We start from the raw sequence: 25,899 nt of genomic DNA, 5'->3' as shown, positions 1-25,899 counted from the left end.
GATGGGGAAAGCCCATTACATGGCGAAGGGAAGCAGTTTACATGTGTTTGCGACGTGAATTAACTGACCTAACGGGGTGAAGACCCTTTATAATCAGCGGAATACAACGCAAGCTTGCCACATGGGCAACAGCCGATTCGCCCCGACGGATTGAACGGCTGCGGCGTCTGATAACACAATCAGAATGGCTGGCTGAAGCGGCGTGGATCACGCTCTCATCAAAAGGGGCGCATACCCCCGGCGTTGATGGTGTGAACAAAGCAACGCTACAGCCCAGACTGGCTGCTGAACTACAAATACTCAGAGATGAACTTCTCTCTGGTCACTATCAGCCTCTACCAGCCAGACGGGTTTATATCCCCAAAAGCAACGGCAAACTGCGACCACTGAGGATCCCTGCATTGCAGGAGCGTATTGTTCAGCGGGCAATGCTGATGGCGATGGAGCCGATATGGGAGAGTGATTTTCATACGCTGTCATATGGCTTCCGGCCTGAACGCAGTGTCCACCACGCGATCCGCACGGTGAAATTACAGCTCACCGACTGCTGATGAAGGCTGTCCACCGCAGGATCAGCGACGCACGTTTCATGACTCTGCTGTGGAAAACCATCAAAGCGAGACATATCGATGTCGGTCTCTTTCGGGCGGCCAGTGAAGGCGTGCCGCAAGGGGCGGGTAATATCGCCGCTGCTGTCAAATATCATGCTCAATGAGTTCGATCAGTATCTGCATAAACGCTACCTGAGCGGAAAAGCCAGAAAGGATCGCTGGTACTGGAATAACAGTATCCAGCGAGGCCTAAGTAGAGAAAACTGGCAATGGAAACCTGCGGTTGCATATTGTCGGTATGCCGATGATTTCGTGCTTATCGTCAAAGGTACCAAAGCACAGGCGGAAGCCATCAGGGAGGAGTATCGGGGCGTGCTCGAAGACAGTCTGAAACTCTGGCTGAACATGGACAAGACCAGAATCACCCATGTTAATGACGGCTTTATCTTTCTGGGTCACAGGATCATCCACAAACGCAGTCGTTACGGCGAAATGCGGGTGGTCTCGACGATCCCAAAGGAGAAAGCCAGAAACTTTGCGGCATCGCTGACGGTACTGCTATAAGGCAATTACAGTGAAAGCAAAGTCGATATGGTTGAGATACTCAATCGGAAACTGAAAGGCTGGGCGGCGTTCTACCAGTTCGTTGATTTTAAGGCCAAAGTCTTCAGTTATATCGATCGTGTGGTGTTCTGGAAGCTGACTCACTGGCTGGCCCGTAAATATCGAACAGGTATAGCTTCCCTGATGAGGTGGTGGTGTAAATCACCGATAACCGGGTCAGAGTAAAGCTTTGATTATATTTGGTAAAACCAATCACGGCAAGTTCAGCGGTGAAATCCTGTACCGGTTGGTGGGGCAAGGCAAGAAGCGGTTCCGCTGGCTTCTGCCCGAAAGTTATCCCTGTCTGAGGCAGGAAACCAGAAACACATACACATTGAGCTACACTGAAGTGGCAATGGCGTTCGCCAGCGTTTAAACGGGGAGCCGGACGCGCTGAAAGGTGCACGTCCGGTTCGGGGAGGAGAGGCAGGGAAATCGTCCGACTACGCCCTGCCTCTTACTCTACTCTTGGCAGGACATCGCTGGTTCTATCTGGCGGTTGTTATGGATCTTTTTACCCGGAGGATTATCGGCTGGAGTCTGTCAGCTAATGCAGATACAGCGTTGGTAAGCAGTGCCCTGCGGATGGCCTATGAGATGCGTGGCCAACCTCAGGAGGTCATGTTCCATAGTGATAGTAATAATGCCGGTGTCAGTTTTTATCATCACTCAGTTTGCCGTTTAACCAGATTGGTGTGATTACTGATGCAGTGAAGACCTTCCCGCATCCTGACTCACACAGCGATCGACCTTTTGTGTCCTGCCCTGGACCCGTCGGTTGCCGGAAGCGTCTTCATGCGAGGCATCTCCTCACCGATGCGCGTGACTCAAGAAGGGCCTGACGGCTTGTCTCGTTACTGTCCTGTCCGGGTTATCTGTCTGGAGATTCAACTCCGTTTCCTCACAGGAGCTCTGTCATGGCTGATAAAGTTACCGAAGCCGCCGTTGTGGGTGGAGTGGATACACATAAAGATCTGCACGTTGCCGCTGTCGTTGATCAGAACAATAAAGTCCTGGGGACCCAGTATTTTGCCACAACACGACAAGGTTACCGGCAGATGCTGGCCTGGATGACCTCATTTGGGGCATTAAAGCGAATTGGTGTTGAATGTACAGGCACCTATGGATCAGGTCTGCTTCGTTATTTGCAGAATGCCGGGTTAGAAGTTCTTGAAGTGACCGCACCAGACCGGATGGAACGACGCAAACGGGGTAAAAGTGACACGATTGATGCTGAGTGTGCTGCTCATGCCGCATTCTCCGGAATAAGAACCGTCACACCCAAAACGCGCAATTGCATGATTGAGTCTCTTCGGGTGTTAAAAACTTGCCGCAAAACAGCGATATCGGCCCGAAGAGTTGCTCTCCAGATTATCCATTCCAATATTATCTCTGCCCCGGATGAATTACGTGAACAGCTAAGAAATATGACGCGTATGCAGCTCATCAGGACTCTGGGATCCTGGCGGCCTGATGCAAGTGAATACCGCAATGTTACCAACGTTTATCGTATTTCATTAAAGTCCCTTGCCCGACGCTATCTCGAGTTACATGACGAAATCGCTGATCTGGATGTCATGATTGCGGCAATTGTCGATGAGCTGGCGCCTGAACTGATTAAACGTAATGCTATTGGATACGAAAGCGCTTCGCAGTTGCTGATCACTGCCGGAGACAATCCCCAACGATTAAGATCAGAATCAGGTTTTGCTGCACTGTGTGGTGTCAGCCCTGTTCCCGTATCTTCTGGAAAAACGAATAGTTACCGACTTAACCGGGGTGGAGATCGTGCTGCAAATAGTGCACTTCACATCATCGCCATCGGACGTTTACGAACTGACGATAAAACGAAGGAATATGTCGCCAGGCGAGTAGCCGAAGGGCATACAAAAATGGAAGCGATACGCTGTCTGAAGCGCTATATCTCACGCGAAGTTTATACATTACTGCGAAATCAAAACAGGCAGGTCAACAGCATCCCGATAACGGCTTGACTCTTAGAAGGGCGTCCAAGGAAGCCAGTATACCGGCCTTAAATATCAACAAGCTCTCTGGCATTACAGAATGAAGCAAAGCGACAGTCGGCGGGGGAACTGCTGGGATAACAGGCCCATGGAACGCTTCTTCCGTAGTCTGAAAATAGAATGGGTGCCGATAAATGGTTACGCAGGTAAGGATGAGGCCCAACGACAAATCGGCGGTTATATCTTGAATTACTACAATAGCATCAGACCTCATCATAACAACGGGGACTAACGCCGGAAGAATCAGAGAACAGATACCGTTCTTACTGTAACACCGTGGCCAGTATTTCTTGAGCACTACAAAACTGCAAACATTGCATGGCAACAGTCTCAGTCCAGAGCACGGTAAATCTCCGTCAGCTGCTTACAGTACTGTTATAACGGCCAGTTTAAAGTGCTACCTATGTGAATGGTTCATATACATAACACCTCGCCATTTGAACTATATGATTTATTTGCGTAAGACCGGGACTAAAATTATTATCCGAGAATTAAGTCAGCATTAGGATGCCGGACGCCATATCAGATAGCACTTATCAGAAACGCCTATTGCGCTACGTGAAAATGTCAGGGATACAGGAGGGTAAGTACTAGGTCAGAGTTCACGTAGCGCATCTTCTCTCCCCCGTACGTTCCATTTCCGCCAAGCATTACTCACAGCAGTGAATAATTCCTCTGAATCTTTTTATATTCGATGTTTTCTTCTCCCGAACATTGCCAGATACATTTTGGGAACTGCATTTTACCCGTAATAATAGCTGGTTTTTAACGAGTGGATCACGGGCCCCGCTTCACGTTTTTTCTACATCAAACAAAATAACTACCAGACCTACAGATGGTAAAAGCTTAGACACAGGGGGGGATATCTGATTATTATACAGGCGAATATGCATATCCACTTAACGAACAATAACCGCTCGCTAATCTTTCATCTGGATCTGAATCGATGGTCGTAACCGTCTATAATATCGAAGTATTTCCCTTTTATCTCTATTGCAGTGCAGACAGAAATAGCAGAATGGGGTTTTACTGAACGGGGCGTTCAACTAAATAACAGACAATGATATTGCTGTTTTATAACGGTAATCACAAGCTAAGCCATAGTCGCCAGGCTACCTATTCACTTCCAATCCAGTTTGGAAAGGAGTTCATCCACAGAACTATCCGGCTAGTTACAGTGATGTGCTTCAACAGGTGTTAAACTGACTCTTCGCGACTTCTGGCTGTGGTTGCGTTACGTCATTGAGCATATTCAGGACTGGCTGGGGCGGCAAACCCAGTTTTCCATCATGCTACCATGAAATGTCGATATTCACGAAAAATAAATATCAATACGGTTCAGTTAATCTGCTTACTGTCATGTTGACAAATAAAAACATGGATTTATCATATTATTATCTAAATATGATTTATTATAATCATTTAACCCTAACAAAAAAATAACGCCACTTAAACATTCTATCAAAAAATAAAACCAAATGTTATTTGGTGCGTTGTGTGATGAATTTGATGTAAAATATTGTTATTGTTGTTTTTTTTGGGGTTATTAATTAGTTGTTATTGGTTTTATAATATTTTATTGTTGATTTTTTATCTTCTCACAATTATATTGTTTCTCTTTTTTGTTGTTTATGTGTTTTGGTGTTGTTTTTATTTGAGAGATTTTTTAACATTAAGGGTATAGACAAGATTGAGATTTGTATTTGGTAGAGGAGTATGACTCCTTGGGAAAAATTTAATATTTGTTTAGCGAAAAACCAGGTCATCTTATCAAAGGAGTAGTACATGAAAAACATTATAGATTGCTCATTGAAGTGTCTAATATACGCAGCATAAAAGTTATTTATGCGCTTGAAAGCTATCTTATAAAAGGAAGAAGTGTAAAAGATGTCTGTGCAGATTAATGAGTAACGTCTTCTTATTTCAGTACAGTTCTACGGAGAATGCAGGAAGTTAGTCTCTGTATATACTGTATGATGCCATACTATAAAGTATAAGGAAAATTATACTGCTCCGATTTTTAGATTAGCTAGACACTGATTTTAATATCAGGTCGGGTGGTGATCTGGCATAGTAAGTTATTATTACCTTGTGTTTGACAGAGGGGAATGACTCTTTGGGCAGAAGTGAATATTTATTTAGAGAAAAGCCAGGTCATCTTATGAAAGGAGTAGTACATGAGAAACATTTTAGATTACTCATTGAAGTATCTAATATACGCAGCATAAAAGTTATTTTTGCGCTTGAAGACTATCTTGTAAACGGAAGAAGTGTAAAAGATGTCTGTGCAGATTACGGGGTAACGTCTTCTTATTTCAGTACAGTTCTACGGAGAATGCAGAAAGTTAGTCTCTGTGTATACTGTATGATGCCATACTATAAAGTATAAGGAAAACTATACTGCTCCGATTTTTAGATTAGCTAGGCACTGATTTTAATATCAGATCGGGTGGTAATCTGGCATAGTAAATTATTATTACCTCGATGGTCTTTAGCTTAGAACGGTTAGTACAGACCTACGAAAACACTTGGAAATTAGAAATGATAGACCATGAGAAATAAATGGAAATTGTTTTTTATAATTTTCATGGGAGACGTTTAATGTGTTCAGAAGGTGGGATGTGCGAAGATTATTTTTGTTCTTAAGTTTATTGGTGATTTCTTTTGGTACATGTGCAAACTTCATAATATATCCAATATCAAAGGATATTCATGGTGGCGGTAGCGAACTTATTCGTATCTACTCCAAGTCAACTGATACGCAATATATAAAGATATATGCAAAAAGGATTATTAATCCAGGAACGCGCGAGGAGAGCGAGGTTGATGTAGCCAACTGGAAGGATGGAATGGTTGTCACCCCTAGGCTGATAATTTTACCAGCAGGCTCAAGTAAATCTGTACGTTTAACGCAGGTAAAAAACCCTGCAGTCGAGGAAGTTTATCGTGTGTATTTTGAATCGGTAAAACCAGATAAAAAGGAAGATATTACCGAAAACAAATCAATAAAAACAGACCTATCGGTTAATATAATTTATGCCGCTCTCGTTCGGGCATTGCCAGAGACCACGAAAGTGCATGTTAATGCTTCGGTGTCACCAGAAAAAAGTATAGTGATTAATAATGCAGGCAATATCAGGGTTGGTGTAAAGGATATTTACTTCTGCAGGATTGCTAAGATGGGTAATGATTGTGTCAAAAAAAGTTATAACAAGAATATATACCCAGGTAACATGTTTGACACAATAGTCAATAAAGAAGGATTCGCGCACATATTTATTGAAACAAACAATAATGAGAGCGCGGAAAAGGAAGGGGAAGTGATTCATCTCACTATTCCCTGAATGTTAAATTGGACAGAAAAAATCTGTTCAATAGTATGAAGCTGAAGGAGTATAAATGAACTTGAAGAAAACGGTTGGAGCTTTTGTTCTTACTGCATTGTTTGCTTCTATGGGGGCGTCAGCAGTTGAGAAAACTATTACTGTGACTGCCAGTGTTGACCCGACTCTTGATCTTTTGCAGTCCAATGGTGATGCATTACCCACTTCTGTAGCATTAGAGTATTCTCCAGCAGAGAAAAAGTTCAAGCGTTACACGCTTAATACTGCTGTTCACACTAATGCCGCTGATAAAGGTGTTGTAGTTAGGCTTGCTGGAGAAGCGAAGCTGACTAATGTCATGGACTCATCGGACAACATCCCAATAGATGTGAGTTGGGCTGGGCAGACCTTAAGCACCAGTGATACAACTGTGGCTGCAGATGACCTGGATTTCGGTGCGACTGGTGTTAGTGGCGTGTCTGCATCTCAGGAGCTGGTAATTCATGCGAAGGTAGATTCCAACAAATTGCCAAATGCAGGTAATTATCAGGGTGTGGTTACGATTGTTCTGACTCAGTCAACGTAATTATAGATATCTATTTCTGAAAACTATTTTTTAGGGTAGCAGTGTGTTGTTTAATGCTACCCTGTTTATTATCCGCAAAGGTTGTTATTATGGTGTATAACAAGTTAAGCCGGATTGCTTTTGCATTATCCTTTGCGCTCGGGAGTTCTTCCGTATATGCTGACTATCCCGATACAGAGAGTATCCCAAAAGAATTCCGTGATTTATGGGGCGAGCAGGATGAATTACTTGAAGTACGTTTGTATGGACAATCTCTTGGGATACACCGTATCAAGACAACCCCAACAACCATCCGATTCGAATCACCTGACAATGTATTAAGTAAGATAGATGTTAGCAAGAATAAAGATAAATTAAAAAAATTAATGCAGGATTCGTTTCCGCGCAATGGCAACCTGAGTTGTCAGGGGGAGTTGAGGGATCAGGAGCCTAGTTGCAATTATGTTAAAACAAACGCAGTAGCTGTTGTTGTTGATGATGCTGAAAATATCCTTAATCTCTTCATTGGAGAACAGTTCCTTATACCCGATAACTCGACTAGTGGATATCATAAGGTATCCAGGAATACGGAAAAAGCACTCATACATAGTCAGGTAATTAACTTTTCAGATTCTGGATACTATAAGAATTTTTATATTTCGGGAGCGGGTTCTCTTGGCGTAACAAAAAATAGTTATGCTGTACTGGACTGGGGGGCAAGCTACAGTCATTCAAAATATGACAGCTATAATGATAAATCTGTTAATAGCCTGTATTTCAGGCATGATATAGATAGTCGGTATTACTATCAGATAGGCCGTATGAATCGCTCTGATTTATCAAGTAGAGCTGGGGGGAGTTTTAACTTTAATCTGCTACCTGTGCCTGATATTGACGGTGGTCGTATCGGGACTACTCAGTCATACATGAAGAGTATTGGAAAATCTGTTTCATCACCAGTAAAAGTGATGTTAACGCGTTTTTCTCGAGTAGAGGCGTATCGCAATGAGCAATTATTAGGGATCTGGTATTTAGACTCGGGTATAAATGAATTAGACGCAGACCGTTTGCCAGACGGGAACTATGATCTGAAACTAAAAATTTTTGAACAAGATCAATTAGCTCGTGAAGAAATAATCTCATTTAATAAAGGAAGAACTTCGGTGGGTGATATGCAGTGGGATGTGTTCATCCAAGGAGGAGATATAATCAATGATAGTAACAGATATATTGAAGAGCAGGATAATCATAAATCTGCCGTTAATGCCGGAATGCGCTTACCGGTGACAAGAAATCTCTCGGTCCAACAGGGGGTGTCTGTTATTGATAACAAAGACTACTATGAAAGCGGTTTTCGCTGGAATTCCGGACTCCTAGATGGTTCTCTTAACGGTAATGTTAGTTTTCTTGTTGGTGATGGTGCACGAGGGAATTATCAAAATATTACCTATACTGATGGATTCAGTTTGTCATTCTATCACAATGACAAACGCGTCGATAACTGTGGAAAAAGTTATAACGCTGGTTGGAGTGGATGTTATAAATCATATTCTGCATCCCTGAGTGTGCCTGTATATGGTTGGACTAGTACTCTGGCATATAGTGACTCGTACAATGAGTCAGTCTACAGATACGATGCTGTTTCTGAATATGATTACTACAATAATTATAAATATAAAGGAAGAACGAAAAGGTGGCAGTTTACGGCATCCACGACTTTGAGGTGGATGGACTATAACATTATTCCCTCGATAGGTGTGTATAACAGCGAACAAAGTAACTGGACGGACAAGGGGGGATATGCATCCCTGACTCTTACCCGGGTGAGCGGCTACAAATCTCTAACAGCGGGTTATACCTACAATTATTCCAAAACTAACAATGCTTCTAACGAAGCATTTGTTGAAGGGCGTTTGACATCAAATGCTCATGGCGATTATCGAGAACTTAGTGCGCGTATAAGTGGTAATAAATATCGTACAGAAGGGGGAGTTACTGGAAGAATCAACAACAGGTTTGGCGATTTGAACGGCACATTGAGTATTAATAAAAACCGAGATATACATGATTCCAGTCATTCCCTGACCGCTGGTTACAGTTCTTCATTTGCTCTCACTACTGATGGTTTATACTGGGGAGGAAATGCTTCAGGCCTGAAAAGTCTCTCAGGAGGGGTTGTAAGGGTTAAATCAAATCAAAATGAAAGGAATCTCTTAAATGTCGGTGGTTCGCTGTATGGCGGTTACACACTTGGTAGTAATGACAATGCATTTATCCCGGTACCGTCTCTGGAACCAGCCCGTCTGACCATTGAAGAGAAAACCACCGGGAACAAGAATATTAATATTCAAGCTCCATCAGAAAGCAGGTTGTTTATATTACCAGGAAATATTTACCCTGTTGATGTTGAGGCAAGTGTTAGCATAACTTGGATAGGTCGTGGAATTGACCGTAACGGGAATCCGTTGTCAGGCGCCCATATCCTGAACTCCCAAGGTATCATTCTTGATAATGATGGTGGTTTTTCTTTTGAAAATACAATGGCTGACAACGACAATAAATTGTTTATGTTAAAAGACAAAACAATATATTCTTGTCCTCTGAACAAGAGTGAAGTTCGGAGAGGAATTATTTTTGTGGGTGAGATTGTGTGTGAGTCAATCAGCAGGGAGTATCTTCCGGGAGAACTGGTTAAGAATTCCCGTGTTCAAAAAATACTGGCAAACAGATAATCCGGAGAAATAATGAAAAGACTTCTGATGATACTATCACTCATTTTACCCCTGAATGTTGGTGCTAATACATATCCGTACACACCGACAGGAACTTTGACGAAAACAGATGTGCTAGGGCCAGGTGACAGAGTGAACTCTTTCCCAAAGTACTATATATTTAATGGATATCTTTCAGGGTTTGATATAAATTCCGATTTATATGACCGTAATATTTTTTTATGCATGTCGGCAACAGATACTTCAACAGGAGCCTGCCATACAGCAGGTATTGGTTCTTTAGGTGCTACTTACGGTGTCTCGAATATCAGTTTGCAGTTCACAGAGAGGAGAAGCTTGATCAAACGTAATCTGATACTAAACGGATATAAAAATCATGTGTTTGCGGGAAACGCAAGCGGTTGTGGTGTGACTGGTAACATGGTCCTTAATTCACACGTGTACTCATGTTCTCTAACAAATGGAACAACACAGCGTTCTAATGGTACATTATTGACGTTATTTATTCCAGAAAATGAAATCAATAAATTACCATTTGGTGGTATATGGGAGGCAACGCTGGTATTAAAGGTAAAACGTTACGCAGACTTTGATTTCGGTACTTATACCATAAATATTACAGTCCATTTAACGGATAAAGGTAATATTCAAGTCTGGTTGCCGGATTTTAAAAATTCTCCTCGGGTTGACCTGAACCTGCGGCCAAAAGGCAGCGGAGAATATGTTGGCAGTAATACTCTTGATATGTGTCTCTATGATGGATATAGCACCAACAGTGAGAGTATGGAAATAAGATTCTATGATAACAGTGGACAAACCGGAAGCAATACATATTATCTCAGTAAAATAGGCGAGTCTTCTTTGAAGTTACCGTACAGCGTGTCATTTCTGCTCGGAGGACGAACTCTTAAACCTAAAAATGGACAATCGTTCACAATAAATGACCCTCTTGGACTTGAAATAAACTGGAATCGTATTACTGCAGTATCCATGCCTGAAATTAATGTGCCAGTGTTATGTTGGCCTGCAAAATTATTATTTAATGCTAACGTGAAGAATCCTGATGCCGGACAATATAAAGGTCATCTAAACATAATCTTTACACCAAGTAGTGAAAATATCTAAAAAGTTCACATCCCGATCTTGATTCTAACGTCAGGATCGGGATAAATATGCAGGAAGGCGAGAAAATAAACACAGACAGGATATTACTCCTCAGCTTGTTAACAAGAATAAAAAACATCAAAGAAATGACTGTTTTTTATCCGTTTCCATTCCTCTTAATGTTAATAGCATCTATTAATCTATTGATGCCAGATTTTAGATTGTGGCCGTTGGCTATTTTATGTACGTTTCCCCGCCCGAAGAGAGCAACTCGCGTGTTGCTGAGATCCGCCTTATATCGCGTATTCGTGCGAGCGGCTCATGTATTACTACCAGCTTCGACAGACGATCACTTCGTTTAAGAACCCGCCGTACAGCATACAATCAGAAAATCAGAAAATCAGCCTTCAGCAACCGCTGGTGCAGAGTAAGCGCACAATGAGAACTGTCTGGTCATAATGTGAAGTATTCGACAAAGAGGTTTTTACCAAATAGTGGTGGGAACCAAAATATCAGATATAAACAAAACAGTAACGCCGGGCAACCGTAAAGGTCAGCCTAATTATTCTCTCGAATTTAAGGTTCAGCTTGTTGCGAACTCTTGTGAATCTACTTGTCGATATCAAAACGGGCACTTGGAAATTGCGTTAATGTGTGCGTATTCTGCTCTGATCGATCATCCAGGGGACTTAACTTTTCTACTGTTTTTTAACCTGTTTTTTCGTCGCTTTGCAGCACCGGTTTATTTTTCCTCATGGATTCCCCCTGGAGTACCAGTCTGTGAGCGTTATGCACCAGCCTGTCCAGGATGGCATCAGCTGTTGTCGGGTTCTCCATCAGACCATGCCATTTATCTACCGGGAACTGACTCACCACGATGGTGCTGCTTTGCTCGCACCTGTCTTCGATGATCTCCAGCAGATCGTTACATTGCGGGTTCGTCAGCGGCTCCAGACCAAGATTATCCAGGATTAACACCTCTGTTTTTTGTAGCTGTTTCAGTTGCTTCAGCCAGCTACCATCAACACGGCCCTGCGCCAGTACTTCCAGCAGACGACCCGCTCTCCAGTATTGTACCGTGTGTTTTTGTCGGCAGCCCTGTTCTCCGTGTGCATTGGCGATCCAGCTTTTACCACAGTCCGTAGGGCCGGTTATCAGGATATTTTTGCAATGAGTGATGTAGTGGCCGTTCAGCAGTTCCCGCATCTGCTCCGGCTTCAGTCCCCTGGACGCCGGGTAATGCAGCCCCTCCGGCGCTGCCTAGTATTTCAGATTCGCGTTTTTTCTCAGTCGTGCAACGCGACCGTTTTCCCTGTTCAACAGCTCGTCGTCAGCCAGCAGAACCAGCCGCTCTTCGAACGACAGCTCGTCGTAGGTCTGCGGCGTTTCACGCTGCCGTATCAGAGATTCAGCCATCGCCGGGAGTTTTAACTGGCTCAGTTTATGGAGCAGATTGTTGTTCATTTTTATCTATATCTCAGTATGTTAGTGGTAGTAGCCGGGACCGCGCAGGTTCTCATGTTCCAGAGATGCTGTAGGGTGTGTTTCCCCGCCGCGCATTGCCTGAAGTTCCTGGTTTTCGCGCTGATGGTGCAGCAGGTTTTCGATGAACCGCCTGTCTGGCATCTTGTGGTGCCAGGCTACATGACAGGCTTTTTCCAGTCGTTCGCGTCCGTATTTATTCTGCAGCGCGATCAGCCCGAGAACGGCCCTGTAGGCCTGTTTCGGGTGTGCCTTGCGTTTCAGCAGTGACTCCACCACTTTGCCGGTGTACGCGCCGAGGAAGGTCAGACAGCGGCTGTTGGCGTTCAGCCAGGACATCATATCCTGCCCTTCACATGCCTCGGCGTAGGTATAGTTGGATGCCCTCATCACAGCTACGAAGATGGCGACCCGTCGGATCTTGCCCGTTTCAGGACTGATGATCGACACAGTCGGACCACAGAAGTCGATAAAGAGCTTTTCGCCGGCGCGGTGCTCCTGGCGCATCGACAGGCGCTGGGTAGCTTTCCATGCCCGGTAGCAGCGGCAGAACTTGGAGTAGCCCAGCGCGTGGTTCCCGAATAGCGTTTTGTATTCCAGCCATAACAGCTGGCGCGTGACGCCTGGACGTCCTATCTCCACGTCAATGTAAAGCGAGTCTGGCGGCACCAGTTCCGGATGAGTGGTTGTTTTTACGGGGAAGATGAGCTTTTCCAGATGAGCTGGCGTGATGGAGTCAGGCAACGGCCATGGCAGCGATGTCGTTTTGAAGCGGAACAGAACTTCGTAGACGGTGGAGGGGCTTATTTTGAGCGTGAGACCGATACAACGGTTACTCAGATTTTGTCCATATTTGAACTGGAGGATTTTAAAACACGTTTCCATAGAACTCCTGGGTACTTTCTTTCTGGCCAATTGATGTATCCATTGACATAAAAAATCAGCAATGAAGACCGTGTGAGAAAGCGTTAATTCCCGGAGTGATCGACTGGTTTCAACGCCACGATCTTTGACCGTTATTTGTCATTTTCATGCCCGCTAGATGCTTTCTTTACTGATGCTGTCTGCTTTCCGCCATTTCATCGTCACTGATTGGCGTTGCGTTTCTGGCCAGCACTCTGAACCGCCCCGGAAATCCTGGAGACTAAACTCCTTGAGAGAGAGGTAAACAGGATGACTAAAAATACGCGTTTTTCCCCTGAGGTCCGCCAGCGGGCCATCCGTATGGTTCTGGAGAGTCAGAATGAATACGACTCACAGTGGGCAGCACTCAGTTCCATTGCTCCGAAGATTGGCTGCACGCCGGAGACACTCCGCACCTGGCTTCGTCAGTATGAACGGGACGCCGGCAACGGTGATGGCGGACTGAGCACCGCTGAACGTCAGCGTCTGAAAGAGCTGGAGCGCGAGGTTCGTGAACTGCGCCGCAGCAACGATATCCTGCGCCAGGCTTCCGCGTATTTTGCGAAGGCGGAGTTCGACCGCCTGTGGAAAAAATAACGCCCTTGGTGGATACCCTGCGTGATGAGCACGGGGTCGGACCGGTATGCCATGAGCTGGATATCGCCCCGTCGACATACTACCGGCATCAGCAGCACAGGCAGCATCCTGACAGGCGCAGTCAGCGGGCGCAGCGTGATGACCAGCTGAAGCCGGAGATACAGCGCGTGTACGATGAAAACCACAGCGTGTACGGTGCGCGCAAGGTCTGGCGGCAGTTGCTGCGGGAAGGCATCAGTGTGGCCAGATGCACGGTGGCACGTCTGATGACCGTCATGGGACTTGCCGGTGTGCGCCGGGCTAAAAAGGTCCGCACCACCGTCAGCCGGAAAGACGCCGCTGCGGGTGACCGGGTGAACAGCCAGTTCGTGGCGGAGCGACCCGACCAGGTGTGGGTGGCAGATTTTACCTATGGTGTGCCCGGAGTTCAGGGCGAGCATGGAGGCTCAAATGAACCACGAGTCTGTCTGGAATATTGAACTGGTAACTCATGACGAGAAGCCCAACAATCCCACCGGGTGTGACGGTGGAGAACCTGAGCGGCAGTGACCTGCGGCATGCCCACAGGGTGATGTAACCCGCTGACAACGGGGATTGAGGCGAGACCACTAAGCCGAGATGATCCTCAAGGTTAAGTACTGAAAGGCTGAAGAACATGAACCCGTTAATCCGCCTCTGTGGGTTGAAAACGTCACCACGGCCTACGTGATCTGACAGGCCGTGCAGGAGGAACTGGCAGTGACACGTAAGTACTGTCGTTCGAAGGTATTTTAGATATGTATGCGAAATGCCGGGACAGCAGCGCCCATCACGCTCGCGTTGCTGACTTCTGCCAACTTGCGGCAAGCAAGGATAAAGAGTGCGACGGGCAGCCTCCTCAGTATGTCTGAGTCCAGGCAGGTGAACCGGGGAAGGTCAGTGACGGATGTTAAGGGGGCATGGCCCTGATGACGCACTGGCTGGCGGAGCTTCCGTAGTAGTCCGCGATGGGGAAAGTCCATTACATGGCGAAGGGAAGCAGTTTAAATGTGTTTGCGACGTAAATTACCTGACCTAATGAGGTGAAGACCTTTGATAATCAGCGAAATGCAACGCAAGCTTGCCACATGGGCAACAGCCGATTCGCCCCGACGGATTGAACGGCTGCTGCGTCTGATAACACAACCAGAATGGCTGGCTGAAGCGGCGCGGATCACGCTGTCATCAAAGGGGGCGCATACCCCCGGCGTTGATGGCGTGACCAAAACAATGCTACAGGCCAGACTGGCTGTTGAGCTGCAAATCCTCAGGAATGAACTGCTCTCCGGTAACTACCAGCCCTTGCCCGCCAGACGGGTTTACATCCCTAAAAGCAACGGCAAACTGCGACCACTGGGTATCCCTGCATTGCGGGATCGTATTGTTCAGCGGGCAATGCTGATGGCGATGGAGCCGATATGGGAGAGTGATTTTCATACGCTGTCATATGGCTTCCGGCCTGAACGCAGTGTCCACCACGCGATCCGCACGGTGAAATTACAGTTCACCGACAGTGGTGAAACCCGGGGCCGTTGGGTGATTGAGGGTGACCTCTCCAGTTACTTCGACACGGTCCATCATCGTCTGCTGATGAAAGCAGTCCGCCGCAGGATCAGTGACTCACGCTTTATGGCTCTGCTGTGGAAAACCATCAAGGCCGGGCATGTTGATGTTGGGCTTTTTCGCGCTGCCAGTGAAGGGGTACCTCTGGGTGGCGTAATATCGCCGTTGCTGTCGAATATCATGCTGAATGAGTTTGATCAGTATCTGCATAAACGCTACCTGAGCGGAAAAGCCAGAAAGGAACGATGGTACTGGAATAACAGTATCCAGCGGGGCCGAAGTACTGCGATCAAAGAAAACTGGCAATGGAAACCTGCTGTGGCGTACTGCCGGTATGCCGATGACTTTGTACTTATTGTCAAAGGCAGCAAAGCGCAGGCGGAAGCGATCCGGGAGGAATGCCGGGGCGTGCTCGAAGACAGTCTGAAGCTCAGGCTGAACATGGACAAGACCAGGATCACCCATGTCAATGACGGCTTTATCTTTCTGGGTCACAGGATCATCCGCAAACGCAGTCGTTACGGCGATATGCGGGTGGTCTCGACTATCCCAAAGGAGAAAGCCAGAAACTTTGGCGCATCGCTGACAGCACTGTTATCAGGCAATTACAGTGAAAGCAAAGTCGATATGGCTGAGCAACTCAACCGGAAACTTAAAGGCTGGGCAGCGTTCTACCAGTTTGTTGATTTTAAGGCCAACGTGTTCAGTTATATCGACCGTGTCGTGTTCTGGAAGCTGGCTCACTGGCTGGCCCGCAAATACCGTACAGGAATCGCATCCCTGATGAGGTGGTGGTGTAAATCACCAAAACTGGGTCAGAGTAAAACGTGGGTTTTATTTGGTAAAACCAATAACGGTAAGCTCAGCGGTGAAATCCTGTACCGGTTGGTGGGGCAAGGCAAGAAGCTGTTCCGCTGGCGTCTGCCCGAGGGGAATCCCTATCTGAGGACGGAAGCCAGAAACACATACACATCACGTTATCCAGAAGTGGCAATGGCGTTCGCCAGCGTTTAAACGGAGAGCCGGATGCGCTGAAAGGTGCACGTCCGGTTCGGGGAGGAGAGGCAGGGAAATAGTCCGACTACGCCCTGCCTCTTACTCTACTGAGCACCTGGTAGGGCTTCGCGTACGTGGCGTTCATCATCGATGTGTTCGCCGGCGTCATTGTGGGCTGGCGGGTGTCATCGTCGATGGAAACGACGTTCGTGCTGGATGCACTGGAGCAGGCGTTGTGGGCCCGTCGCCCGTCCGGCACAATCCATCACTCAGATAAGGGGTCGCAATATGTGTAGCTGGCGTACACTCAGCGGCTTAAGGATGCAGAGCTGCTGGCGTCAACCGGCAGCACTGGGGACTCATATGACAACGCGATGGCGGAGAGCATCAACGGACTTTACAAAGCGGAGGTTATACATCGTAAAAGCTGGAAAAACCGCACCGAAGTGGAGCTGGCCACACTGACGTGGGTGGACTGGTATAACAACAAACGGTTACTGGAACGGCTGGATCATATCCCGCCGGCAGAAGCGGAAAAAGCCTGGTACGCTTCCATCGGAAACGGTGATCTGGCAGCCTGAGTTCACAGACAAAACACTCTCCCGGAAAAACGGGGCGATTCACTCCAGCTTTGCGTTTCTCCTTCAACCACTTCCTGTGACTCTCGAGCTCCCTGTCTGCCGTCAGATGAGCAATCAGAAAGCCTTGCTGATGTGTTTGAGTTCCCCGATATAACCTGTGAGGTGACGTTTCGTAACGGAAAAATTTGCCTCAATGGTAGTGTCAGCAAAAAGCTCTTGATTATGCTGTAAGCCTCTTTATCTTGGTTATTGCAGAAATAAGCCCAGTAAAATACGGGCTTATAAACGATGCCTTGTCTGATGACATACATAAGCTGAAACAGCGCCAAGCCAAGCGTGAAAGCGAAATCAGCTACCTGCGGGCGCGGCTGGATAAACTTCGGCAATCGTTACGAATAGTATTTCGCCGTATCACACAGATGGAACCGGCTTCAACAGGAAAGCTGATAGCCTTACAGGCCAAGTTGATGACCTTGGCGGTGCAGTGCCTGTAGCCTCAGACCCGCACCCGTAAACCGTTCCCCGAATAACTCCTCTAGGATTAAAACCGGTTGTTACCTGCAGAACTCTGTTGCTCGGACTGCGGTGGTCCTCGGAACTATCTGGTAGAAGATGCTGCCGAGCAACTGGAGTTGATACGCAGCACTTTCCGGGTTATCGGGACGGTATGTGAAAAACATGTCAGTTACTTAGTGTGATGCCATCTTGCCAGCCCCGTGATGTTATGCAGGCTTGCGTATGCAAGGTTCAACGAGCTCTACTGCGAAGCTCGTATATAAGGAAGCAGCATGCTGGACTAATGCCCGACGTAAAATCCATGATGTTCACATTCGCACTTACTCAATACTCATAAATAAAGTATTGAAGCGGATCGATCAGTTGTACGCTGCCGAGGCAGGTAAAAGGGAAATGCTTACAGAAGGCGCCTTGCCGTGCAACAGACGAAAACGCTCTCAAGACTTTCAGAGCTGGCAGAGGCGCTCGCCTACATCCTTGGCCAGAACGATAGCGATGACTTTTATTGCGCCCATGTTTGCAGTGCTTCTGAAAAAAGAACCCTCAGTTTAAGCATGGCAAGTCTTGTGCTGAGAGAGCGACCTCCATCGTATAAATTCAAAGCAACTCTGCTTTAGGAGGAAATGATCAGCCATTCACTGCGTTAGGGGGCCGCATGCCAGATTTGATACTCTGTTGTACATGTTATTTACATTTTACTGCAAACAGAATTCCCTATTAAAAGTATATGGTCATTAGTATGGTGCTCAAAAAAGTGCTTTTTTATTGCATCCTGGGATATGTGTATGATGATCAATTTGACAAAAGTTTACACAAATTTGATAATGATGGTTATTATATTCATGTATTTTAAGTTTAGTTATTTTTGGAATTCTTTTTGTTTTTAACAATATTGAAGTTATTTGTTAATTTTTTATTTTAAAGTAAATCCAATGTTTATTAACTATTTTTAAGATTTAAAAAAAGCAATTAAATTCTGTTTTTGCATTTCTTTGTCAGCAGTATAAGCTATAAATGCCATGCATTTCAGTGCATTATTCTGATTTTTTGTGCGTTAGCTGAAGTTGTGAGCTATTTATTGTGAGTGTTTTTTTATGATTTAAGCTTTATTTTTATTTTTCAGTTATTTTAGAATTATCTCGCAAAGAGGTGTTGGATTATATTTAGTTGAGGGTGTATGGACTCCTTGGGCAAAGATGAATATTTGTTTAGAGAAAAACCCGGTCACCTTATTAAAGGAATGGTTCACAAAGAACATTTCAGATTACTTGTAGAAGTGTCGAATATACGCAGTGCAAAAGTAATTTATGCACTAGAGGGGTATCTTGTAAATGGAAAATCTATTAAAAGTGTATGCGAGATTTATGGGGTAACTTCTTCTTACTTCAATACGGCGTTGCGGAGAATGCAAGAAATCAGTCACTGTATTGCATTCATGATACCCTTTTATAAAGGATAAGAATTTGTCTGTATTTATATTGTTTAGATGATTGGTAATTAATGGTAATGTTTAAATCATTTTTTATAACCTTGCTAAGTACATTATTTGTTTATCTGAATACGGCTAGTGCAAGTGTACATAGAAACACTTTTCATGCAGATGTTGTTGCATCGGCATGTCATGCTGTAGTTGAAGCAGATATAGCAGGAGATAATCTTCTAACATTTCCAACATTCAGGAAATCAGATAACGGACAAGTTACACCACGTAAATTCACTATACGTCTTTATGAATCGGGTTCTAATGTTAAGGGGTGTTCCGCATTTCTGGCAGGTCAAATTGCTACACTACAATTTGGTAATCCGGGACAGCTCGATAGTGGTGGTGTCGTGACTAAAGGGGCAGGTGATGGTATCCGAATTGATGTACGTGCGGATGATTACCAGGCAGATTATCGTAACCGACTAACAGACAGGAATAATGTTATTAACTATCCAGTTACTTTTGCGTCTGGCGGTCAATTTAATTTTGAAGCAAAACCGATAATCCCATCTGACGTTAGAGCAGGTGAGTACAGTGGAGCATTGTCATTTGTAGTAGTTTACAATTAACCTAAAATCATGAAAACGCTTACTTATATTAAATACGTACCTTTTAGACTTTCCTGCGTAGCTATTTATATTAGCTGTGCATTGATGTCTCAGACCGTTAATGCTTCTACTGAGCTGGATATGTCATTTATTCACGGAGGTCATTCTGTCGATAAAGAAGCATGGGGTGCTCTTAATGATGGTATTGTGCCTGGTCAGTATTTGGTTGACGTTATTATTAATGATAAAAAAACAGGTAAGCAAATTTTAGATATTACGTCTCAAGATAAGGATGGTATTTGTTTTACACAGGAATGGCTTGGTAAATCTAATATTTTTATTAATCAAGACTTTTTTAAAAGTGGTTATGACAGTAGCCGCCAATGTTATGTTATTGCTGACGCTGATTCTACAAAAGTAGAATTTGATGTCTCCACTCAAACACTGACATTAAATATCCCTCAATTGGGACTTGCTGAGCGGCCAGAGAGTGTTGAGTGGGATTATGGCACTTCTGCATTTCGAGTTAATTATAATCTTAATGCAAATACAGGTCGGAATTATAGCAGTGCATTTGGATCAGCAGCATTGAAAGCAAATGCCGGTAAATGGGTTGTTAACTCCAATTCCACGATCACATCGGGGAATAGTGGTAATGAGCTTTCAATAGATATGTTTACGGCTACTCGTGCGATACAAAGTTTAAGAGCGGACTTAGCGGTAGGAAAAGTTCAATCAGGTGATAATATACTAGGCAGCACAGGAACGTATGGTTTATCCCTAACCAGAAATAATAATATGAAACCTGGGAATCTGGGATATTCACCTGTTTTTACGGGAATTGCAAATGGCCCATCTAGGGTAACTTTAAGTCAAGATGGACGTATTCTATACTCAGAACTTGTCCCGGCAGGTCCATTTTCTGTCAACGACGTGTCGTTATACACAAGTGGCGACGTAAAAATGAGTATCATCGGTGATGATGGACGGGAATACATTCAATATTTTCCTGTTTCCGTAATGGCAGGACAGTTAAACCCCGGACAACATGAATTTAAAATTGATAGTGGTATACCGGATGATGACAGTAAATTAGAAGGAGGAATACTTTCTGCTTCTTATGGATATGGCATGAAGAGTATGACTTTTCGGTCAGGTATTGTTATTAATCAGGACTATCATGGTCTAAGCGCAGGATTAATTACCGGTCTGGGTAGATTAGGTGCGGTATCTGCAGAAGGGGCATGGTCTGTGGCCCAATATAAATTTCAACCACAAAGAAGTGGAAGTAAAGCACAGCTTACATGGTCAAAAAGATTTGAGGAAACAGGAACCGGTCTGAGAGCAAGTTGGTCCAGAACGCAAAACAGTGATTTCACCACTTTGTCCCAATTTAATCCAAAAGAATTATGGGAGAAGGATAAGGATGGACGCAAAGTTAAAGATGAATGGAATATTGGGGTTAGTCAGCCAGTAAAAGGGCTTTTTAGCCTGTCGCTTTCAGGGTGGCAACGAAATTACCACAATATCACAGGGAAAGACGCAGGTTTATCTGGTTCTGTAAGTACACGAATCGGAGATGTGAGTTTGAGTCTGGGGGCTACAGGTTCAAAGAATACGAAAGGAATTAATGACTGGGCTGTTTCAGCCTCAGTGTCTGTTCCCTTTACTGCCTTTGAGCGTCGTTATAGTAGCAGCACATCGGTGACAACAAGTAAAGGGCAGGGCGTAGGTATTAGTTCAGGGCTCTCTGGCTCTCTGACAGATCGCTTGAGTTATGGTATTAGCGGCGGACGTGACAGTGATGGTAGTGGAACATCAGGGCTTACAATGTCCTATTCAGGGGATAATGTAATGGTGGGCGCTAGTCTGAACCAGTCTTCGCATAATGGTACAAGTGGTTCTGCTTCTGTAAGTGGATCGGTACTGGCAGTACCTGAGGCTCGTAGTGTCATGTTCAGTAAGACAACCAGTGACACAGTGGCAGTCATAAATGTTAAAGATACACCAGGAGTAAAAGTAACTTCTGGTTCAGGTAATACTGATAAGAATGGAAATCTGGTCGTTCCGCTTAGCAGTTATGACTGGAATTCCGTAACAATAGAAGCAGGGTCACTACCACTGGATACTGAACTTGCCACTACTAGCAAAAAGCTTGTCCCTGCGGATCAAGCTGTTGTATGGATGCCTTTTGAAGCGGTGAAGGTTAAGCGATATTTGCTGCAAGTTAAGCATAAAGATGGGAATTTCGTTGAAGGTGGAACTTGGGCAAGAGACCAAAAAAATACTCCTCTGGGTTTTGTAGCGAATAACGGAGTATTGATGATAAATACGGCTGAAGCGCTTGGTGATATTACGGTCGGGAGATGCCAAATTCCTGCATCTAGGTTAAAAGAGACTGAAAAACTACAGGAGATTATTTGTGACTAATATTAAATTTGGGAAAGATAATTTTAAATCTGCAAGTAAGTATGTATGGGGAATGATGTTGGCATTAATGTTAACTTCTCATGCAGCAATTGCATCACTGTCTGCTGATCAGACGCGGTATATATTCAGAGGTGATAAGGATTCTCTGACTATAACCGTTACGAATAATAACAAAGAACAAATGTTCGGTGGGCAAGCTTGGGTAGACAATATTGTAGAGAAGGATACAAGGCCAACATTTGTGGCAACGCCATCCTTTTTTAAGGTTGCTCCTGGTGGGAAACAGACTTTGCGTATAATTTTGGCGTCTGACCACTTACCGGAAGATAAAGAGTCAGTTTATTGGTTGAATATTCAAGATATTCCTCCAGCGATGCAAGGGAGTGGCTTAGCTATTGCGTTGCGCTCTAAACTTAAATTATTTTATCGTCCTAAATCCTTAATAGAAGGACGTAAAGGAGCTGAAGAAGGTCTAGCAGTTCAAGAACGTTCTGGTTCGAAGTTATTGGTAAATAATACGCCTTATATTTTTGCTATCGGTGGCCTTCTGGATTCAAAAGGTAATAAGTTGAAAGTTAATAATGATGTAGCACAAAAACTATTAATGTTTATGCCAGGTGACTCTGTTGCAATCCCAGGAGGGGATGTATCGAAAGTAGAGTCTTTGGATGATTATGGTGAATTAAAAGTATGGGATATAAATAAAAAATAGTTGTTGTCATTAATTGGGTTCATTGAGTTACAATACAGAGATGAGCATATGAGAGTCGGCATTATTACAGCCATTATTGGGTTAATGATTTTTGGGGGAAATAATGTTTTTGCTAATAGTAGTAAAAACCAAGAAAAAAATCATTACTTGGGTGTGCTTAATGGGCAGGTCGAAGGCAATAGCGTAGTTAAGGTTAACCGTACTCTGACAAACTCAGTAATATATGATTTTTCTTCAGAAGAAAAGTTACCAAACAATTTGATTGTTAAAGATGCTACTGTCAGAGGCGGAAATAATGGGAGTGTATTTGTCACGGCAAAGCAAATATTACCGGATAGTAAAGGTGAGGCATTTATAACCCTTAATGTTGCTATGCTTATTGATGGAAAGAAAACTCCTTTCAATTTTGAGTCGAGGGGGGAGGATGCAATTTTAAACATTCCATCGAACGGGGGAACATTACAACTAAGAAGTGATAGTCCTGTAGAGCTAACAGTCCCTGTAAATTACAGAGGGAATGTCAGAATTGAAATGGAAATTGAAGACGAGTATGTTGATTGATATATAAATTTATCCTGTTTTATTTATTGAATATTAGTTAGTGTCTATAATATGGTTAAATAAGGATAGTGATGAAGGTAATAAAAGCAATACTTACTACTATTGTTTTGTTTTACTCTTTGCATGCTTTTTCTTCCACTATTCTGGATGGAGGGGAAATAAGATTCAGAGGATATGTTACTGATGATGGGCCTAAATGGCGCTGGAGGGTCGCATCAGATGATAAAATATGGGATGTTGATTTATCTGAATCTTTTCAGAAAGATGGGAGGTTTATCTTTAATCTTAAAAGGAAAGGGACTATCCCTTTTCTGGAAGGGTATTTATATGAGGTAACTGAGCGGGGAGGGCCTGGTATGACGCCGTATATATCCTATACAACTGGAGAAAAACCACTACAGCTGTATGAAGGAACAAATACCACAAGTCAACGATTCAGAACAGGAGTTCCAGTTTATAACCCAGAAACAGGGCAGCCAGTTGGTGAGTTATTGTTCACAGTTGAACAAGGAATGGCTGTGGCACTGGGGCATCAGACAGATAACGCGGGACCAGGCCAAGGTATGTTCCTGGTAAGTGGCGGAAGCGTAAATAATGTTCAGCCAGATAAGTTATCTGCAGGATTGATTAACCGACTTTCCGCTTTGCTATTTATGAATAAAGGCTTTAATAATAGAGTTGGCACTAATGGAAATATAAAATCATTATCGCAAAATATTTTATCTGATGGTCGGACCGAAAATATAGCAGCTGCTTATGCTTCAGTCTTAAATGATTTTGAGTTGCATCTCTCGGCAGGAGATATACCGGAAAAATGGTATGCAACGTTGAATGTAACAGTTACTGTGCACTGATTAAAATGAAAGTGATTAAAATAGTTTTGTTGTCTTTACTGAGTACATTCTTCTATTGTTCTTTCGCTGCGGCTAACTGGAGCACACCCGGTCATGATTTTAATGGCGGATTAAAATTTGAGGGGAGTGTTACAAATAACCGAAATCCATGGGAATGGAAGATAGTGGGTAAGACAATGGTTCCTGCTTTAAACGGAAATAAACGCGATGGGGAGAATAACTGGAAGGTTCCCATTCCATCAGTGACCATCCTGTCAGGAAAAACATCCAGAACATCTCCTTCTGGTCGTCAGGGACTCACTCCTGTAATTCGTTTTGGGAGGACAGGTGATGAAAATAGAGTGCAATGGACTGCTCCAGGGATCGCCACCGTAACTTTACCTGTTTATGGAGAAGAACAAGAAGCAGATGGTATGTTTACATTCAAGATCAGGGTTGCAGCAGTTATGAAATACGTTACAGAAGGTAAGGCGGAATATTATAGCCTTTATGATGACACCGTAGGTAACGGTTTACCTGATAGTAAATATATAATCGAACCAAATCATGTTGTAGGGATATTACGTGAAATATTTATTGCAGAACCTCTGAATTGGCTTAACAATGATATTGTGGTATCCGAAAAAATGAGTGTGAACGCATTTTCAGATAAAAAATTCAGACAGGTTGATGGCGCATATGGAGCTCAAATTGTACAGGATAGTGGACAATTGAGTTTTAGTTCTGATGCAGTACCTGCTAAATGGCGTGTGACATTACCGATAAGTATTGAATATCAATAGGATTTAAATGATGAGATTATTAACGAAAATACAAATCTTTACGGCTTTGTTTATCGGATTCACAACTATCGCGCAAGCTAATCACTGGCAGGGGGGGGCGTACACTGGAGGAACGGATTTTGGAGGAACAATAAAAATATCTGAAAATGTATGGCAGTGGTATCCCTCTTCTGTTGTGCTCAATTCAGAAATTCTGGATACGGGAACATTTTCCGTGACCAAATCTGGAATGCTTTATCAGACAGAAAGCGAAAAGATGTTTACAATTCTGCAAGGCAGAACACTTGGTCTGATAAGCAAACCAAAGCCTGGTATTCAACCTGTTGTTATTTTTACTGATTCGAATATGGAGGATTTGCGTTTTCCGGTAAAAGGAGTACTGAGTAATGGGAATTATCGATATGGTGAAGGGAAATTAAACTTCAGACATGCGCTGGCATATCAGGATAGTAGTTTAAATAATGGCTGGGTATCCAGACCTGATTTATCAGATAAAGAAAAGGAAGAAATCAGTCTGTTAATGAAAGGTATTAATGGATATGGATATCGAAATGAACAAGATACAAGCATAGTGATATACGAAAACATCTTTAATCAAATTTTAGGTGAAGCTAAGGGTTATAAGCATACTGATTTAGCGGGAGCATGGCTAACGACAGTAAAAGATATAAGTGTTAGTTTCCCTGGCTCGGAAGAATATATTAATCAATGGCAGGGGTGGATTTTGCCAATAGTCGTTTATTTTTAGATAGATAATTTATTTTATTGATGCCATGGTGTGTGCTTCATTTTCATTTATGATTTGTTATCAATGCTTATAATGTCAAGGGTAGTGAAAATATTGTTATCTCAATATCTTTTATTAGGGGTTGCCTATATTTAAATTGGTATAATTATATAAATATCTGTTTGAATTATTAAGTTTTTTGTTTTTTGAATTGAGAACCCTTAATTTAAATTGATTGTGAAAT

At 43.8% G+C, this 25,899-nt stretch carries 17 protein-coding genes, 7 pseudogenes and 1 other annotated feature; of the genes and pseudogenes, 22 read left to right on the top strand and 2 right to left on the bottom strand.

What is annotated here, in order from left to right; translation table 11 throughout:
- The first annotated feature begins 101 nt into the window (after positions 1 to 101).
- The 10 genes and pseudogenes from AACS05_RS00120 to AACS05_RS00075 all read left to right on the top strand — a co-directional run bounded on the left by AACS05_RS00120 (position 102) and on the right by AACS05_RS00075 (position 10,923).
- Positions 102 to 1,530 (top strand): annotated as a pseudogene (locus AACS05_RS00120) (reverse transcriptase domain-containing protein).
- A gap of 80 nt (positions 1,531 to 1,610) precedes the next feature.
- Positions 1,611 to 1,794: pseudogene (locus tag AACS05_RS00115) on the top strand (DDE-type integrase/transposase/recombinase); the annotation flags it as partial.
- 277 nt (positions 1,795 to 2,071) lie between these two features.
- The gene (locus AACS05_RS00110) at positions 2,072 to 3,148 is read left to right on the top strand and encodes an IS110 family transposase (protein WP_045449956.1); all 1,077 of its coding nucleotides are present in this window, start codon (positions 2,072 to 2,074) and stop codon (positions 3,146 to 3,148) included.
- Positions 3,149 to 3,164: 16 nt separating this feature from the next.
- Positions 3,165 to 3,472, top strand: a pseudogene (locus AACS05_RS00105) (integrase core domain-containing protein); the annotation flags it as partial.
- 1,448 nt (positions 3,473 to 4,920) lie between these two features.
- Entirely contained in the window at positions 4,921 to 5,082 is a 162-nt protein-coding gene (locus AACS05_RS00100) for an adhesin biosynthesis transcription regulatory family protein (RefSeq protein WP_223307036.1), read from the top strand.
- A 185-nt stretch (positions 5,083 to 5,267) separates the two neighbouring features.
- Positions 5,268 to 5,567, top strand: coding sequence for a PapB/FocB family fimbrial expression transcriptional regulator (locus AACS05_RS00095; protein WP_307138112.1), 300 nt, complete (start codon positions 5,268 to 5,270; stop codon positions 5,565 to 5,567).
- A 232-nt stretch (positions 5,568 to 5,799) separates the two neighbouring features.
- Positions 5,800 to 6,522: a fimbrial protein gene (locus AACS05_RS00090; RefSeq protein WP_045449953.1), complete on the top strand. Its 723-nt coding sequence runs from the start codon at positions 5,800 to 5,802 to the stop codon at positions 6,520 to 6,522.
- Between the two features lie 55 nt (positions 6,523 to 6,577).
- Positions 6,578 to 7,087 carry a CS1 type fimbrial major subunit gene (locus AACS05_RS00085; protein ID WP_045449952.1) on the top strand — a complete coding sequence of 170 codons (510 nt, stop codon included), beginning with the start codon at positions 6,578 to 6,580 and terminating at the stop codon, positions 7,085 to 7,087.
- Between the two features lie 89 nt (positions 7,088 to 7,176).
- Positions 7,177 to 9,798, top strand: a complete 2,622-nt coding sequence (locus AACS05_RS00080; protein WP_045449951.1) for a TcfC E-set like domain-containing protein — start codon at positions 7,177 to 7,179, stop codon at positions 9,796 to 9,798.
- Positions 9,799 to 9,810: 12 nt separating this feature from the next.
- Positions 9,811 to 10,923: a CfaE/CblD family pilus tip adhesin gene (locus AACS05_RS00075; protein WP_045449950.1), complete on the top strand. Its 1,113-nt coding sequence runs from the start codon at positions 9,811 to 9,813 to the stop codon at positions 10,921 to 10,923.
- A 687-nt stretch (positions 10,924 to 11,610) separates the two neighbouring features.
- On the opposite strand, the pseudogene istB reads toward AACS05_RS00075, so the two are convergent.
- Positions 11,611 to 12,366, bottom strand: a pseudogene (gene istB, locus AACS05_RS00070) (IS21-like element helper ATPase IstB).
- 21 nt (positions 12,367 to 12,387) lie between these two features.
- Positions 12,388 to 13,269: a transposase gene (locus tag AACS05_RS00065; protein WP_045449946.1), complete on the bottom strand. Its 882-nt coding sequence runs from the start codon at positions 13,267 to 13,269 to the stop codon at positions 12,388 to 12,390.
- A gap of 288 nt (positions 13,270 to 13,557) precedes the next feature.
- Between AACS05_RS00065 and AACS05_RS00060 the strand changes: the two are divergent.
- From AACS05_RS00060 to AACS05_RS00005, 12 genes and pseudogenes are all read left to right on the top strand, one after another.
- A pseudogene (locus tag AACS05_RS00060) lies at positions 13,558 to 14,297 on the top strand (IS3 family transposase); the annotation flags it as partial.
- Positions 13,839 to 13,955, top strand: a sequence feature (AL1L pseudoknot). Its footprint overlaps the pseudogene before it by 117 nt.
- Before the next feature lie 673 nt (positions 14,298 to 14,970).
- Positions 14,971 to 16,479 (top strand): group II intron reverse transcriptase/maturase, encoded by a 1,509-nt coding sequence (gene ltrA / locus AACS05_RS00055; protein ID WP_045449942.1) that lies wholly within the window; start codon positions 14,971 to 14,973, stop codon positions 16,477 to 16,479.
- Between the two features lie 83 nt (positions 16,480 to 16,562).
- Positions 16,563 to 17,042 (top strand): annotated as a pseudogene (locus tag AACS05_RS00050) (IS3 family transposase); the annotation flags it as partial.
- A 497-nt stretch (positions 17,043 to 17,539) separates the two neighbouring features.
- A pseudogene (locus tag AACS05_RS00045) lies at positions 17,540 to 18,043 on the top strand (IS66 family transposase); the annotation flags it as partial.
- Positions 18,044 to 18,735: 692 nt separating this feature from the next.
- On the top strand, positions 18,736 to 19,017 hold the full coding sequence (locus AACS05_RS00040) for a PapB/FocB family fimbrial expression transcriptional regulator (protein ID WP_045449939.1): 282 nt from the start codon (positions 18,736 to 18,738) through the stop codon (positions 19,015 to 19,017).
- Positions 19,018 to 19,064: 47 nt separating this feature from the next.
- Positions 19,065 to 19,610 carry a fimbrial protein gene (locus tag AACS05_RS00035; protein WP_081918254.1) on the top strand — a complete coding sequence of 182 codons (546 nt, stop codon included), beginning with the start codon at positions 19,065 to 19,067 and terminating at the stop codon, positions 19,608 to 19,610.
- A gap of 9 nt (positions 19,611 to 19,619) precedes the next feature.
- A complete protein-coding gene (gene pefC / locus AACS05_RS00030; RefSeq protein ID WP_045449938.1) occupies positions 19,620 to 22,019 on the top strand; it encodes a PefC/AfrB family outer membrane usher protein in 2,400 nt (799 codons plus the stop codon).
- A gap of 52 nt (positions 22,020 to 22,071) precedes the next feature.
- Positions 22,072 to 22,731, top strand: a complete 660-nt coding sequence (locus tag AACS05_RS00025; protein ID WP_045450039.1) for a fimbria/pilus periplasmic chaperone — start codon at positions 22,072 to 22,074, stop codon at positions 22,729 to 22,731.
- A 48-nt stretch (positions 22,732 to 22,779) separates the two neighbouring features.
- Entirely contained in the window at positions 22,780 to 23,292 is a 513-nt protein-coding gene (locus AACS05_RS00020) for a DUF5462 family protein (RefSeq protein ID WP_052369309.1), read from the top strand.
- A gap of 71 nt (positions 23,293 to 23,363) precedes the next feature.
- Positions 23,364 to 24,146, top strand: coding sequence for a F4 family fimbrial subunit (locus AACS05_RS00015; RefSeq protein WP_045449937.1), 783 nt, complete (start codon positions 23,364 to 23,366; stop codon positions 24,144 to 24,146).
- 5 nt (positions 24,147 to 24,151) lie between these two features.
- On the top strand, positions 24,152 to 24,928 hold the full coding sequence (locus tag AACS05_RS00010; protein ID WP_045450037.1) for a F4 family fimbrial subunit: 777 nt from the start codon (positions 24,152 to 24,154) through the stop codon (positions 24,926 to 24,928).
- Between the two features lie 7 nt (positions 24,929 to 24,935).
- On the top strand, positions 24,936 to 25,676 hold the full coding sequence (locus AACS05_RS00005; protein ID WP_144243111.1) for a hypothetical protein: 741 nt from the start codon (positions 24,936 to 24,938) through the stop codon (positions 25,674 to 25,676).
- Positions 25,677 to 25,899 lie beyond the last annotated feature (223 nt).

Origin of the sequence: Citrobacter sp. S-77 (assembly GCF_963864895.1) — a bacterium.
GTDB classification, from domain to species: domain Bacteria; phylum Pseudomonadota; class Gammaproteobacteria; order Enterobacterales; family Enterobacteriaceae; genus Citrobacter; species Citrobacter murliniae.
The sequence above is the reverse complement of the archived record's forward strand: the minus strand, read 5'-3'. Positions and strand labels throughout refer to the sequence as shown.

Excerpts from the sequence above, each read along its gene's own strand:
- AACS05_RS00085 (WP_045449952.1), top strand. The coding sequence starts at position 6,578 with ATGAACTTGAAGAAAACGGTTGGAGCTTTTGTTCTTACTGCATTGTTT.
- ltrA (WP_045449942.1), top strand. The coding sequence starts at position 14,971 with ATGCAACGCAAGCTTGCCACATGGGCAACAGCCGATTCGCCCCGACGG.
- AACS05_RS00110 (WP_045449956.1), top strand. The coding sequence starts at position 2,072 with ATGGCTGATAAAGTTACCGAAGCCGCCGTTGTGGGTGGAGTGGATACA.
- AACS05_RS00010 (WP_045450037.1), top strand. The coding sequence starts at position 24,152 with ATGAAAGTGATTAAAATAGTTTTGTTGTCTTTACTGAGTACATTCTTC.
- AACS05_RS00005 (WP_144243111.1), top strand. The coding sequence starts at position 24,936 with ATGATGAGATTATTAACGAAAATACAAATCTTTACGGCTTTGTTTATC.
- pefC (WP_045449938.1), top strand. The coding sequence starts at position 19,620 with ATGAAAACGCTTACTTATATTAAATACGTACCTTTTAGACTTTCCTGC.
- AACS05_RS00075 (WP_045449950.1), top strand. The coding sequence starts at position 9,811 with ATGAAAAGACTTCTGATGATACTATCACTCATTTTACCCCTGAATGTT.
- AACS05_RS00035 (WP_081918254.1), top strand. The coding sequence starts at position 19,065 with ATGTTTAAATCATTTTTTATAACCTTGCTAAGTACATTATTTGTTTAT.
- AACS05_RS00020 (WP_052369309.1), top strand. The coding sequence starts at position 22,780 with ATGAGAGTCGGCATTATTACAGCCATTATTGGGTTAATGATTTTTGGG.
- AACS05_RS00080 (WP_045449951.1), top strand. The coding sequence starts at position 7,177 with ATGGTGTATAACAAGTTAAGCCGGATTGCTTTTGCATTATCCTTTGCG.
- AACS05_RS00040 (WP_045449939.1), top strand. The coding sequence starts at position 18,736 with ATGGACTCCTTGGGCAAAGATGAATATTTGTTTAGAGAAAAACCCGGT.
- AACS05_RS00015 (WP_045449937.1), top strand. The coding sequence starts at position 23,364 with ATGAAGGTAATAAAAGCAATACTTACTACTATTGTTTTGTTTTACTCT.
- AACS05_RS00065 (WP_045449946.1), bottom strand. The coding sequence starts at position 13,269 with ATGGAAACGTGTTTTAAAATCCTCCAGTTCAAATATGGACAAAATCTG.
- AACS05_RS00025 (WP_045450039.1), top strand. The coding sequence starts at position 22,072 with ATGATGTTGGCATTAATGTTAACTTCTCATGCAGCAATTGCATCACTG.